Annotated in this window: 13 protein-coding genes; 4 read left to right on the forward strand and 9 right to left on the reverse strand. The window is 71.4% G+C overall.

Annotated elements, in window-relative coordinates; translation table 11 throughout:
• Positions 1-54 precede the first annotated feature (54 nt).
• The 3 genes from KV205_RS14220 to ureA are packed head-to-tail and all read right to left on the reverse strand — an operon-like array spanning position 55 to position 3479.
• Positions 55-1074 carry an agmatine/peptidylarginine deiminase gene (locus KV205_RS14220; RefSeq protein WP_265864686.1) on the reverse strand — a complete coding sequence of 340 codons (1020 nt, stop codon included), beginning with the start codon at positions 1072-1074 and terminating at the stop codon, positions 55-57.
• A 9-nt stretch (positions 1075-1083) separates the two neighbouring features.
• Positions 1084-2766 (reverse strand): urease subunit alpha, encoded by a 1683-nt coding sequence (locus KV205_RS14225; RefSeq protein ID WP_265864687.1) that lies wholly within the window; start codon positions 2764-2766, stop codon positions 1084-1086.
• Positions 2766-3479 carry an urease subunit gamma gene (gene ureA / locus KV205_RS14230; protein WP_265864688.1) on the reverse strand — a complete coding sequence of 238 codons (714 nt, stop codon included), beginning with the start codon at positions 3477-3479 and terminating at the stop codon, positions 2766-2768. The genes KV205_RS14225 and ureA overlap by 1 nt, the downstream gene beginning before the upstream one ends.
• A gap of 170 nt (positions 3480-3649) precedes the next feature.
• On the opposite strand from ureA, the gene KV205_RS14235 reads away from it, so the two are divergent.
• The gene (locus tag KV205_RS14235) at positions 3650-5104 is read left to right on the forward strand and encodes a cytosine permease (RefSeq protein WP_265864689.1); all 1455 of its coding nucleotides are present in this window, start codon (positions 3650-3652) and stop codon (positions 5102-5104) included.
• 17 nt (positions 5105-5121) lie between these two features.
• Here the strand turns inward: KV205_RS14235 and KV205_RS14240 are convergent, their stop codons facing one another.
• The 3 genes from KV205_RS14240 to KV205_RS14250 all read right to left on the reverse strand — a co-directional run bounded on the left by KV205_RS14240 (position 5122) and on the right by KV205_RS14250 (position 7760).
• Positions 5122-6213, reverse strand: coding sequence for a branched-chain amino acid aminotransferase (locus tag KV205_RS14240; protein ID WP_265864690.1), 1092 nt, complete (start codon positions 6211-6213; stop codon positions 5122-5124).
• Between the two features lie 273 nt (positions 6214-6486).
• On the reverse strand, positions 6487-7527 hold the full coding sequence (locus KV205_RS14245) for a 3-isopropylmalate dehydrogenase (protein WP_265864691.1): 1041 nt from the start codon (positions 7525-7527) through the stop codon (positions 6487-6489).
• A 101-nt stretch (positions 7528-7628) separates the two neighbouring features.
• Positions 7629-7760, reverse strand: a complete 132-nt coding sequence (locus KV205_RS14250) for a hypothetical protein (protein WP_265864692.1) — start codon at positions 7758-7760, stop codon at positions 7629-7631.
• A gap of 263 nt (positions 7761-8023) precedes the next feature.
• Here KV205_RS14250 and KV205_RS14255 point away from each other — a divergent pair, with 263 nt between their 5' ends.
• From KV205_RS14255 to KV205_RS14265, 3 genes are all read left to right on the forward strand, one after another.
• Complete coding sequence (locus tag KV205_RS14255) at positions 8024-8365, forward strand: PadR family transcriptional regulator (RefSeq protein WP_265864693.1); 342 nt, start codon at positions 8024-8026, stop codon at positions 8363-8365.
• Positions 8362-9096, forward strand: coding sequence for a hypothetical protein (locus KV205_RS14260; protein ID WP_265864694.1), 735 nt, complete (start codon positions 8362-8364; stop codon positions 9094-9096). Before KV205_RS14255 ends, KV205_RS14260 begins: the two co-directional genes overlap by 4 nt.
• A 105-nt stretch (positions 9097-9201) precedes the next feature.
• On the forward strand, positions 9202-10089 hold the full coding sequence (locus KV205_RS14265; protein ID WP_265864695.1) for an alpha/beta fold hydrolase: 888 nt from the start codon (positions 9202-9204) through the stop codon (positions 10087-10089).
• On the opposite strand, the gene KV205_RS14270 is transcribed toward KV205_RS14265, so the two are convergent.
• From KV205_RS14270 to KV205_RS14280, 3 genes are all read right to left on the reverse strand, one after another.
• A complete protein-coding gene (locus KV205_RS14270; protein WP_265864696.1) occupies positions 10079-10315 on the reverse strand; it encodes a hypothetical protein in 237 nt (78 codons plus the stop codon). The genes KV205_RS14265 and KV205_RS14270 overlap by 11 nt on opposite strands.
• A 138-nt stretch (positions 10316-10453) precedes the next feature.
• Positions 10454-12085 carry an L-glutamate gamma-semialdehyde dehydrogenase gene (pruA, locus tag KV205_RS14275; protein ID WP_265864697.1) on the reverse strand — a complete coding sequence of 544 codons (1632 nt, stop codon included), beginning with the start codon at positions 12083-12085 and terminating at the stop codon, positions 10454-10456.
• A 49-nt stretch (positions 12086-12134) separates the two neighbouring features.
• The gene (locus tag KV205_RS14280) at positions 12135-13061 is read right to left on the reverse strand and encodes a proline dehydrogenase family protein (RefSeq protein WP_265864698.1); all 927 of its coding nucleotides are present in this window, start codon (positions 13059-13061) and stop codon (positions 12135-12137) included.
• Positions 13062-13161 lie beyond the last annotated feature (100 nt).

Here is a 13161-nt window from a genome sequence, read left to right on the forward strand (position 1 = left end):
ACTCACTCGTACGTTCTACAGGATGCGGCGGCCGGGAGGGCCCGGCCGCCGGGCTCAGACCGCCGGCTGCTGCTGGGTGATGCAGTGGATGCCGCCGCCGCCCGCGAAGATCGGGCGGGCGTCGACCAGGGTGACCTCGCGGTCCGGGAAGAGGCGGCGGAAGATCTCGGCCGCGAGTTCGTCGTGCGGGTCGTCGAAGGCGCAGAGGACCACGCCGCCGTTGCAGAGGTAGTGGTTGATGTAGGAGTAGTCGACCCAGTCGCCCTCGTCGTCCTTGAGGACGGTGGGGGCCGGGACCTCGATGACCTCCAGGGGGCGGCCCTGGGCGTCGGTCTGGCCGCGCAGCAGGTTGACGTAGAGGCGGGAGCGCTCGTAGTCGGGGTGCTGGGGGTTCTGCTGGCTGTGGACCAGGACGGTGCCGGGGCGGGCGAAGGCGGCGACGATGTCGACGTGGCCCTGGGTGCCGTAGAGGCCGTAGTCGCCGGCCAGGCCGTGCGGGAGCCAGATCGCCTTGGTGGTGCCGAGCTTGGCGTGGATCTCGGCCTCGACCTGCTGGCGGGTCCACTCGGGGTTGCGGCCCGCGCCGAGCTGGACGGTGTCGGTGAGCAGGACGGTGCCCTCGCCGTCGACGTGGATGGCGCCGCCCTCGTTCACCAGGGGGGACGGCAGTACGGGGACCCCCGCCACGTCCGCGACATGGCGGGCGATCTTGGAGTCGTGCTCCCAGCGGGCCCAGTCCTGCCCGCCCCAGCCGTTGAAGACCCAGTCCACGGCGGCCAGCCGGCCGTCCTCGTCCTTGACGAAGGTGGGGCCGATGTCGCGCATCCAGGCGTCGTCGAGCTCCCGCTCGACCAGCTCGACACCGTCCCCGAGCAGCGCCCGGGCCGAGTCGGCGTCGCCGGGCGCGACGACCATCGTCACCGGCTCGAAGCGGCGGACGGCACGGGCCACCGACGCCCAGGCGGTACGGGCCTCGGCGAGCTCCTCCTCGTTGGTGAAGGTGGGGTTGGGGCTGGGCCAGGCCATCCAGGTGCGCTCGTGCGGCATCCATTCGGCGGGCATGCGGAAAGTCATCGATAGGTCCTAGAGGAAGTAGAGGCGGTTGAGCGAGACGGACTCGGCCGCCTCCGAGCGGATCGGCGTGCCGTCGAGCGAGACGAGGCCGGTGCGGCCGTCGACCTGGACGTCGCCGATGCGGGAGTTGAGCCGCAGGTCGGCGGGGCCGATGCCGCGGGTGCCGCGCACCGGGACGCGCCGGCGGCGGGTCGGCATCCGGTCGGCGCCGAGGTCGACGGCGGCCTGCGCGACGAAGGCCACGGAGATGTCGGCGGCGGTCGCCCCGTGGGCGCCGAACTGCGGGCCGAGCACGAGCGGTTCGCAGGTGTCGGTGGCGGCGTTCGGGTCGCCGGTGACCCCGTACGCGGGGAAGCCGGACTTCAGCACCAGCTGCGGCTTGGCGCCGAAGAACTCGGGCCGCCACAGCACGATGTCGGCGAGCTTGCCGGTCTCGATCGAGCCGATCTCGTGCGCGAGGCCGTGGGCGATGGCCGGGTTGAGGGTGAGCTTGGCCAGGTAGCGCAGGACGCGCGCGTTGTCGTCGTGCGCGCCGTCGCCCTCCAGGGGCCCGAGCTCGGCCTTCATCTTGCCGGCCATGGCGAAGGTCCGGCGTACGGTCTCGCCGGCCCTTCCCATGCCCTGCGCGTCCGAGGACGTGATGCCGATCGCACCGAGGTCGTGCAGGACGTCCTCGGCGCCCATCGTCCCGGCCCGGATCCGGTCGCGCGCCATCGCGGCGTCGCCGGGCAGGTCGGTCTTCAGGTCGTGGACGGACACGATCATGCCGTAGTGCTCGGCGACGGCATCGCGTCCGAAGGGCAGTGTGGGGTTGGTGGAGGAGCCGATGACGTTCGGCACGCCCGCCATCTTCAGCACGTTGGGGACGTGCCCGCCGCCGCAGCCCTCGATGTGGAAGGCGTGGATGGTGCGCCCGTCGAGGACCTTCAGGGTGTCCTCGACGGACAGGCACTCGTTGAGGCCGTCGCTGTGCAGGGCGACCTGGACGTCGTGCTCCTCGGCGACCCGCAGCGCGGTGTCCAGGGCCCGGGTGTGGGCGCCCATGTCCTCGTGGACCTTGAAACCGGAGGCGCCGCCCTCGGCCAGCGCCTCGACGAGCGGCGTCGGGTCGGAGGAGGAGCCGCGGGCGAGGAAGCCGATGTTGACCGGCCAGGCGTCGAAGGCGTTGAAGGCGTGCCGCAGCGCCCACGGCGAGTTGACGCCGACGCCCCAGACCGGGCCGAACTCCTGGCCGATGACCGTGGTGACACCGCTGGCGAGCGAGGCCTCCATGATCCGGGGCGACAGCAGGTGCACATGGGTGTCGACGGCGCCGGCGGTGGCGATCAGGCCCTCGCCGGAGACGATCGAGGTGCCGGTGCCGACGACCACGTCGACGCCGTCGAGGGTGTCCGGGTTGCCGGCCCGCCCGATGGCGTGGATGCGGCCCTCACGGATGCCGATCGAGGTCTTGCGGACGCCCTGCACGGGGTCGATCACCAGCACGTTGCTGATCACGACGTCACAGGTCTCGCGGACGGCGGCGGCCTTCAGGTGCAGTCCGTCGCGGGCGGTCTTGCCGAAGCCGGCGAGGAACTCGTCGCCGGGCTTCTGGGAGTCGGACTCGACGCGTACGACGAGGCCGGAGTCGCCCAGGACGACCCGGTCGCCGGCCCGGGGGCCGTGCACGGAGGCGTACTCGTAGGGGTCCATCACTCGCCCTCCTTCGGGGCTTCGGCGGCGGGGGCTTCGGCGCCGAGATATCCGCAGGCCGCGGCCCTGCGCAGGGCCTCGTCCCGCGCCCCGGGGGCGTCCAGCGGGCCGTCGACCAGGCCGGCGAAGCCGATCGCGACGCGGGCGCCGCCGATCGGGACCAGGCCGACCTCGGCCGCGCCGCCGGGGTCGAAGCGGAAGGAGGCGCCGGCCGGGATGGCCAGGCGCATGCCGTACGCCGCCGCGCGGTCGAACTCGAGGCGCGGATTGGCCTCGAAGAAGTGGAAGTGGGAGGTGACGCTGACCGGGACCGCGGCGGTGTTGCGGACGACGAGGGCGACGGCCGGGGCGGTCTCCTCGTACGCGGGCCCCGGGAGCAGCGCGCCGGGCGCGCCGTCCCCCAGCGTGCCCCCGCCGATGGGGTCGGAGACCACCGCGAGCCGGGAGCCGTCGTCGAAGACGGCCTCGACGTGCACCTCGGTGACCACGTCGGCGACGCCGGGCAGCACGTCGTCGGGGCCGAGCACCGAGCGGGCCGCCTCGATCGCCTCGGCGAGCCGCCGGCCGTCGCGGGCCGCCTCGCAGACGGTGTCCGCGATCAGCGCGGTCGCCTCGGGGACATTGAGCCGCAGGCCGCGGGCCCGGCGGGCGCGGGCCAGCTCGGCCGCGCCGAAGAGCAGCAGCCGGTCGCGTTCCGTGGGGGTCAGTCGCACGTCCCGTACACCTCCTGATCGAACGACTTCGAGCACACTTTGAGCAACACTCTAAATGGTGAGACGCCATCTTCCAAGCATTGACGTGACCGACGGGCGTGGTTCACATTGAACGGCAAGCCAGGACTAGAGCGGCGCTCAAAATCGGCGCCCACGATCTGGGAGTTCTCATGGCGATAGAACAGCGCGGAGTCGACACGGTCCCCGAGGAGGAACGCACCAGCGGTCCCCGCGACCTCGTGTCGATCCTGCTCGGCTCCAACCTCTGCCTCGGCGTGATCGTCTTCGGCTGGCTCCCGGTCTCCTTCGGGCTCGGCTGGTGGGCCTCGGTGACCTCGGTGGTCGCCGGCACCCTGGTCGGCGTCGCCGTCACCGCCCCGCTCGCGCTGGTCTCGCTGCGCACCGCCACCAACCTCTCCACCTCCTCCGGCGCCTTCTTCGGCGTCCGCGGCCGGCTCGTCGGCTCGGTGGTCGGACTGCTGCTCTCCCTCGGCTACACCGCGCTGACCCTGTGGATCGGCGGCGACGTGATGGTCGGCACCCTGGAGCGGCTGATCGGCCTGCCCACCGGTGGCGCCACCCACTCCGCCGTGTACGCGCTGCTCGCCGCGCTCACCGTGATCGGCGCGGTCTACGGCTACCGGCTGCTGCTCCGGCTCAGCCAGGTCCTCGCCATCGGCATGACCGTGCTGCTCGCCGTCGGACTCGTCGCGTACGCCGGGGACTTCACCACCGCGCCCGCGCCCGACACCCCGTATCTGCTCGGCTCCTTCTGGCCGACCTGGCTGCTCTCGGCGGTCGCCGCCGGCCTCAGCGGACCGGTCGCCTTCATCACCCTGCTCGGCGACTACACCCGCTACATCTCGCCGCGGAAGCACGACCCGAAGAAGGTCTGGCGGGCCACCTGTCTCGGCCTGGTCATCGGCCTCCTCGTGCCCCAGCTCTTCGGCACCTTCACCGCCCTCGCCGCCCGCGGCGGCGCCGACTACGCCGGACCGCTGGTCGCCGCCTCGCCCGTCTGGTACCTGGTGCCGCTGCTGCTCGCCGCGACCGCCGGCTCGGTCGGCAACGCCGGACTGATGCTCTACTCGATGGGCCTGGACCTGGACGCGATCCTGCCGAAGGCCACCCGCGCCCGCGCCACCCTGGTCGTCGCGGCCGTCGCCACCGCCTTCGTCTTCCTCGGGCACTTCGCCTCGGACGCCCAGACCGCGATGACCTCGTTCGTGCTGCTGCTCACCGCGATCGGCACCCCGTGGGCGGTCATCACCCTGATCGGGCACCGGCGGTGCGGCGGGGCGTACGACGCGGAGGCGCTCCAGGTCTACAACCGGCGCTCGCGCGGCGGGATCTACTGGTTCGCGGCCGGCTGGCACCCGCGCGCCACCGCCGCCTGGGCGATCGGCGCGGCGGTCGGCCTGGCCGGGGTGTCCACCCCGCTCTACGAGGGCCCGCTGCTCTCCCTGACCGGCGGCATCGACTGCAGCTTCGTGCTCTCCGGGATCGTCGGCGGAGTGCTGTACGCGCTGCTCACCCCGGCGTCCACCGCGCAGGCGGCGCCCGGGAACGCGGAAGCGCCCGGGACGGAGACCGTCCCGGGCGCCTTGGTGGACTCGGAGCCGTAAGCCCCGGGCCCCTGGTGCTACTTGCCCAGCTCGTGCATCCAGCCGTGGACGTCCTCGGCGCGGCCGGTCTGGATGGCGAGCAGCGCCTCGCGCAGCTTCATCGTGGTCTCGCCCGGCTGACCGCCGGAGTGCTGCCAGTCGCCCCGGGCGGACTTGACCGTGCCGACCGGGGTGATGACGGCGGCGGTGCCGCAGGCGAAGACCTCGGTGAGGGTGCCGTTCGCGGTGTCGGCCTGCCACTGGTCGATGGAGACGCGGCCCTCCTCGACCTCGTACCCGAGGTCGGTGGCGAGCTTGAGCAGCGAGTCACGCGTGATGCCCGCGAGCAGGGAGCCGGTGAGGGCCGGGGTGATGATCTTGTTCCCGTACACGAAGTACAGGTTCATGCCGCCGAGTTCCTCGACCCACTTGTGCTCGACCGCGTCGAGGTAGCAGACCTGGTCGCAGCCCTTCTCGGCCGCCTCGGCCTGCGCGAGCAGGGAGGCCGCGTAGTTGCCGCCGGTCTTGGCGTCGCCCATGCCGCCGGGGACGGCGCGGACCCGGTCCTCGGAGGCCCAGATGGAGACGGGCTTCACGCCGCCGGCGAAGTACGGGCCGGCCGGGGAGGCGATGACGACGAACAGGTACTCGTTGGCCGGGCGGACGCCCAGGCCGACCTCGGTCGCGATCATGAACGGGCGCAGGTAGAGCGACTCCTCGCCGCCGTGCGCCGGGACCCAGGCCTGGTCCTGGCGGACCAGCACGTCACAGGCCTCGATGAAGGTCTCGACGGGCAGCTCGGGCATGCCGAGTCGGTGCGCGGAGCCCTGGAAGCGGCGGGCGTTGGCGTCCGGACGGAAGCTGGCGACGGAGCCGTCGGGGCGGCGGTAGGCCTTCAGGCCCTCGAAGATCTCCTGGGCGTAGTGCAGGACGTTCGTCGCCGGGTCGAGGGAGAGCGGGCCGTACGGCACGAGCTGGCCGTCGTGCCAGCCGCGGCCCTCCGTCCAGCGGACGGTGACCATGTGGTCGGTGAAGTGCCGGCCGAACCCGGGGTTGGCCAGGATCGCCTCGCGCTCCGCGTCGGACAGCGGGCTGGAGGAGGGCTTGAGCTCGATGGTGGGCGTCGTCATGAGTGCTTGTCCTTCACCGGTTGTGTGGGTCGGACCGCGCTCACGCCGCTCCGCAGTCACGCAAACCTCACGCGGTACTGCTAGGACGTCCGAGCTTTCCCGCATGCCGCGGCCCCACGTTCGATTATCGCGCGTGGGGGCCGGTGCACGAAACGGTGTGTGCGCGGTCCAGGGTTCGATGGTGGCACCCTGCGACCGCACAGGTACAGCCGCCGGGTGCGAGGGGCGACCCGGCGGCTGTCTTCGTGGAAGGTGCGAAGCGTCAGCGGCGGGTCAGCTCGCTACTCGCGCGGCGAGCGCGTCGCCGATCTCGTCCGTGGAGCGGACGGCGTCGCCGCGCTCGGTGAGGTCGGCGGCGACGGCCGCCTCGATCCGGGCGGCCTCGGACTCGTGGCCGAGGTGGCGCAGCAGGAGGGCGACGGAGAGGACGGTGGCCGTCGGGTCGGCCTTGCCCTGGCCCGCGATGTCCGGCGCGGAGCCGTGCACCGGCTCGAACATGGACGGGAAGGCGCCGCTCGGGTTGATGTTGCCCGAGGCGGCGACGCCGATGCCGCCGGAGACGGCCGCGGCGAGGTCGGTGATGATGTCGCCGAAGAGGTTGTCGGTGACGATCACGTCGAACCGGGCCGGGTCGGTGACCAGGAAGATCGTCGCGGCATCGACGTGCAGGTAGTCGGTGGCGACCTCGGGGAACTCGGCCGCGACCTTGTTGAAGATGTTCGTCCACAGGTGGCCCGCGAAGGTCAGCACGTTGTTCTTGTGGACCAGCGTGAGCTTCTTGCGGGGGCGGGCCTGCGCGCGGGCGAAGGCGTCCCGGACCACGCGCTCGACACCGTAGGCGGTGTTCACGGAGACCTCGGTGGCGACCTCGTGCTCGGTGCCCTTGCGGATGGTGCCGCCGTTGCCGGTGTACGGGCCCTCGGTGCCCTCGCGGACCACGACGAAGTCGATCTCGGGCTGGCCGGCGAGCGGGGTCGCGACGCCGGGGAGCAGCTTCGAGGGACGCAGGTTGACGTGGTGGTCGAAGGCGAAGCGGAGCTTCAGCAGGAAGCCGCGCTCCAGGACGCCGGACGGGACCGACGGGTCGCCGATCGCGCCGAGCAGGATCGCGTCGTGCTGCTTGAGGGCGTCGAGGTCGGCGTCGGTGAGGGTCTCACCGGTGGCGTGGTAGCGCTTGGCGCCGAAGTCGTACTCCTTCGTCTCCAGCTTCACATCCTGGGGAAGGACGGCCGCGAGGACCTTGAGGCCCTGGGCCACGACCTCCTGGCCGATGCCGTCGCCGGGGATGACTGCGAGATCGATGCTGTGAGACATGTCGGCACCCTACTGCTCGTCCCATCGTCTGACATGTCTCGTCCACCATGTGGACGAACGGACAGGCGTCGGGGTGGACCGGGGAGATCGTCCGGGAGGTGTCAGTGGCCGGTCTCGCCGCCGTTGTCACGGCGGTCGAGGGCACGCTGGAGGGCGGCGGCGGCGTTCTTGCGGGCGTCGTCGCTGGGGCGGACGGCGGAGTGGCGGACGCGGCGGGCGGTCTGAGCGGCCATGAGGGATCGACTCCTTGAGATCAGGGCGGTGATCGAAGGCGCCGGAATGGGGCGGGGAGCGCCGCCGCAGGGGTTGCCTGCATGGGGCGTCGCGCTCTCGACCGCCCTGCGCTCGATGGAGCGGGACGTTCGGCTTCTACAAAGCTAGACCCGAACCGCGCGACTGTCTCCACAATTACTCGGACTTCCTACTATCTGAGACGGAGCACACTCGCACACCTAGCTAGATTGCATTCCTACCTAGGTAGTGATGGAATGCCGTCATGGCCGCAGACCGCAGACCCAGCTGGCTCAAGGGAGTCCTCGACCTGCTCGTCCTCTCCTGCCTGACCGACGGGGAGAGTTACGGGTACGAGATCGCGAAGGCGCTCGCGGAGGCGGGCCTGGGCCAGATCAAGGGCGGAACGCTCTATCCCGTACTGAACCGCCTGGAGGAGGCGGGCCTGGTGGAGGCCGAGTTCCGGGCCGCCGAGCGCGGCCCCGGGCGACGCTACTACCGGCTCACAGGGACGGGCCACACCCATCTCACGGCCGAGACCGAGGCGTGGACAGAGTTCCACCGGGCCGTACAGAGCAAGCTGCACACAGGGGGAACCGCATCATGAGCACCGACGCCTACTTCACCGAACTCACCGGGACGCTGCGCACGTCCGGCGTCCCCGAGGAGCAGATCACCCGGACGGTGGACGAACTGCGCGCCCACCTGGCGGAGTCCGGGACGACGCCGGAGGAGGAGTTCGGCCCGGCCGCCGCGTTCGCCGGCTCGCTGGGCGGGCTCGCACCCGCGCCCGGCGAGCCGGAGGCCGAGGCGGAGCAGTGGACCTGGACGGCGGACCTCTTCAACGACCGGCGGATGCTCGCGGTCCACGGCGACCAGGGCTGGGAGGTGGAGTCCCTGGACTCCCTCGGCCGCTTCGTCTGCCGCCGCACGCCCGGGGTCGCCCTCGCCTGGGAGTACCGGCGCGAGGTGATCGCCGGCCGGCGCCGGGCGGCGGTGTTCGGCGCACTGGAGCCCGAGGGCTGGGAACTGTGTGGCGAGTGGCTGGTGTACGGCTACTTCAAGCGCCCGAAGGCGGCGACGGCCGGCCCGGAGGGCGCCCTGCGCGCGGTCCCGCGCACCCCCGTCGGGCACCTCTTCCTGAGCCGGCGCGCGAAGGCGCTGCTCGCGGTGTGGGCGGTGGCCTCGGCGGCGGCGTACGTGTCGATGGGCACGCCGGGCCTGGCGGTCCTGGTGGGGTTCGGGGGCGCGATGCTGGCGGTGCTGACGGCGAGCCTGGAGACCCGGAAGGGCAAGGAGACCCAGGCCCGGACCCCTCCCTCCACTCCCCACCCCTGACCTCTGATTCCTAACCCTTAAAAGACCATTGACAGGTTAGAGCGAAAGCGGTTGACTCCTCTCGTCACCGCATAACCGGTCATTGCCGCATGAGGGGTTAGAGAGATGTCCGTGCTCCCGGTCCACCACCGCTCCGTCACCGTCCGCGGCCACGCGATCCACTACCGGGAGGCGGGCCCCGCCGACGCGCCCGTACTGCTCCTGCTGCACGGCTTCCCGACCAGCTCGCACATGTTCCGCGAGCTGATCCCCCGGCTCGCCCACCGATACCGGCTGATCGCCCCGGACCATCTGGGCTTCGGCCGCAGCGACGCGCCGGACGCCGCCGACTTCCCGTACACCTTCGCGGAACTGGCGGCGCTCACCGCCGAGTTCACCGAGGAGCTGAAGCTCGACCGGTTCGCGCTCTACATCCAGGACTACGGCGCGCCGATCGGCCTGCGCCTCGCCCTCGCGCACCCCGAGCGGATCACCGCGATCATCAGCCAGAACGGCAACGCGTACGAGGAGGGGCTGGGCGCCGAGGCCTGGGCGCCGGTCCTCGCGATGATCGCCGACCGGACGCCCGAGACCGAGGAGCCGGTGCGGGCGATCCGCTCCCTGGACGGCATCCGCTGGCAGTACGAGACGGGCGTCCCGGAGGAGTTCCGCGAGCTGCTCAGCCCGGACGCCTGGCACCACGACGCGGCCCTGATGGCCCGCCCGGGCCAGGACGCGATCCAGCTCGACCTGATCGGCGACTACGGGGCCAACTTCGCCCTCTACCCGGCCTTCCAGGGGTACTTCCGCACCAGCCGGGTGCCGCTGCTCGCCGTCTGGGGCGAGGGCGACCAGGTCTTCGTACCGGCCGGCGCCGAGGCCTTCCGGCGCGATCTGCCGGACGCCGAGATCCATCTGCTGCCCACGGGCCACTTCGCCCTGGAGACCCACGCGCCGCGGATCGCCGCGCTGATCGACGACTTCCTGGCGCGGCGGGTCCCCGTCAGGCCGTAGCCCGCTCCAGCTCGTGGGTCACGCGCTCCACCCATGCGGTGAACTCCATGCGCGCGTGCGCGTCGCCCTCGCACAGGGCGGTGACCTGCGCGTGCGTGAGCCGCTCCGGTCCCGTCGCGGTGAGCAGCCGGTGCAGCTCCCGCATCACGGTCGTCAACCGCTGGGCGTCGGGGTGGTCGATCGCGTCGACCCCGTGCCCGGGGCCGAGGGTCGTCGAACCAGGCATGCCGTACCTCCTCGCAGCGCCGGCCCCCTCCCCAGCAGCGTAGACCCGCCCCATGGAAACCGCCCCCGACCTCGGTTGGGGGACCAAGGAAGGGGGCGGTGTTCAGGGGCCGCTCGGGAAAGAGAGCGGCAGCGGGCGTCAGCCCATGTGCGGGTAGCCGTACTCGGTCGGCGGGACCAGCGTCTCCTTGATGGCGCGGGTCAGCGTCCAGCGCATCAGGTTCTGCGGGGCGCCGGCCTTGTCGTTCGTGCCCGAGGCGCGGCCGCCGCCGAAGGGCTGCTGGCCGACGACGGCGCCGGTCGACTTGTCGTTGATGTAGAAGTTGCCGGCGGCGTAGCGCAGCTTCTCCATCGTGTACGCGGCGGCGGCGCGGTCGTTCGCGATGACCGAGCCGGTCAGGGCGTAGGCGGACACCGACTCCATCTGGGTCAGCATCTCGTCGTACTTCGCGTCGTCGTAGACGTGGATCGCGAGGATCGGGCCGAAGTACTCGGTCGTGAAGACCTCGTTCTCCGGGTCGGCGCACTCGATGACCGTCGGGCGGACGAAGTAGCCCTCGGAGTCGTCGTAGGTGCCGCCGGCGACGATCGTGCAGGTCTCGTCGGCCTTGGCGCGGTCGATCGCGGCCTTGTTCTTCGCGAAGGCGCGGTCGTCGATGACGGCGCCGATGAAGTTGGTGAGGTCGGTGACGTCACCCATCTTGATGCCGTCGACCTCGGCCGCGAACTCCTCCTTGAAGCCGTCGTTCCAGATGGAGGCCGGAACGTAGGCGCGGGAGGAGGCGGAGCACTTCTGGCCCTGGAACTCGAAGGAGCCGCGGGTCAGCGCGGTCTTCAGGACGGCGCGGTCGGCGCTGGGGTGCGCGACGACGAAGTCCTTGCCGCCGGTCTCGCCGACGATCCGCGGGTAGGAGCGGTACTTCTCGATGTTGGTGCCGACCGTCTTCCACAGGTGCTGGAAGGTGCGGGTCGACCCGGTGAAGTGGATGCCGGCCAGGTCGGGGTGGTTCAGGGCCACGTCCGAGACGGCGATGCCGTCGCCGGTCACCAGGTTGATGACGCCCTTCGGCAGGCCGGCCTCCTCCAGGAGCTCCATGAGGAGCACGGCGGAGTGGGTCTGGGTCGGGGACGGCTTCCAGACCACCACGTTGCCCATGAGGGCGGGGGCGGTGGGCAGGTTGCCCGCGATGGCCGTGAAGTTGAACGGCGTGATCGCGTAGACGAAGCCCTCGAGCGGGCGGTGGTCGAGCCGGTTCCACACGCCGGGGGAGTTCGCCGGCGGCTGCTCGGCGAGGATCTGGCGGGCGTAGGCGACGTTGAAGCGCCAGAAGTCGACGAGCTCGCACGGGGTGTCGATCTCGGCCTGCTGGGCGGTCTTCGACTGGCCGAGCATGGTGGAGGCGGCCAGCGTCTCGCGCCAGGGGCCGGCGAGCAGCTCGGCGGCGCGCAGGATGATCGCGGCGCGGTCGTCGAAGGACATCGCGCGCCAGGCCGGGGCGGCGGCCAGGGCCGCGTCGATCGCGTCCTGGGCGTCGGTCTGGGTGGCACCGCGGAAGGTGCCGATGACGGCCTTGTGGTTGTGCGGCTGGACGACCTTGAACTCCTCGCCGCCGCCCATGCGCTTCACGCCGCCGATGGTCATCGGCAGGTCGCGCGGGTTGTCGGCCAGCTCCTTGAGCTTGGCCTCCAGGCGGGCGCGCTCGGGGGAGCCCGGGGCGTAGCCGTGCACCGGCTCGTTGACGGGAGTGGGGACCTGGGTCACAGCGTCCATGTGTCTCTTGACTCCTTCTGAGGGGTGTGGGCCTGGGGGGGCGGGGGGCTCAGCCCTTGGTGAGCATGGAGCGGACGAAGAAGAGGAGGTTGGCCGGCTTCTCCGCGAGGCGGCGCATGAAGTAGCCGTACCAGTCGGTGCCGTAGGCCGTGTAGACGCGCATCCGGTGGCCTTCGGCGGCGAGCCGGTTCTGCTCCTCGCTGCGGATGCCGTACAGCATCTGGAACTCGTACTCGTCCAGCTTGCGCCCGGCGCGCCGGGCCAGCTCCTGGGCGATCGAGATGAGGCGCGGGTCGTGGGACCCGATCATCGGGTAGCCCTCGCCGTCCATCAGGATCTTCATGATCCGGACGTAGGCCTTGTCGATCTCGGCCTTGTCCTGGATGGCGACCTCGGCGGGCTCCTTGTAGGCGCCCTTCACGATCCGCACGCGCGAGCCGGCGGCGGCCAGGCGGCGGGCGTCGTCCTCGGTGCGGAAGAGGTAGGCCTGGATGACGCAGCCGGTCTGCGGGAAGTCCTTCCGCAGCTCCTCGTGGATGGCGAACATCGAGTCGAGGGTGGTGTGGTCCTCGGCGTCCAGGGTGACCGTGGTGCCGATCTCGGCGGCGGCCGCGACGACCGGGCGCACGTTGGAGAGCGCCAGCTCGTGGCCGTTCTCCAGGGACTGGCCGAACATCGACAGCTTGACGGACATCTCGGCGCGGGTGCCGAGGCCGAGCTCCTTGAGGCGGCCGATCAGCTCCAGGTAGGCGTCGCGGGCGGCGTAGGACTGCTCGACGGTGGTGATGTCCTCACCGACCACGTCGAGGGTGACCTCCAGGCCGCGGGCGGCCAGGTCCTGCACGATCGGGACGACGTCGTCCACCGACTCGCCGGCGATGAAGCGGGCCACGACCTGCTTGGTCCCGGGGGCGGCCGACACGAAACGGCGCATCTTGTCGCTGCGCGACGCGGCGAGGATCACGGGACCCAGCACGGGGGACCTCCAGAGGGCAGGGTGACGAAAGGCGCCGTACCCGAAGTTTCGTAACCAAACGGGAACAGCACGAAGAACCACCGTGAAACCTAAGGATCGC

This window comes from Streptomyces sp. SKN60, from assembly GCF_026236535.1.
In the GTDB taxonomy this organism is placed as follows: Bacteria; Actinomycetota; Actinomycetes; order Streptomycetales; family Streptomycetaceae; genus Streptomyces.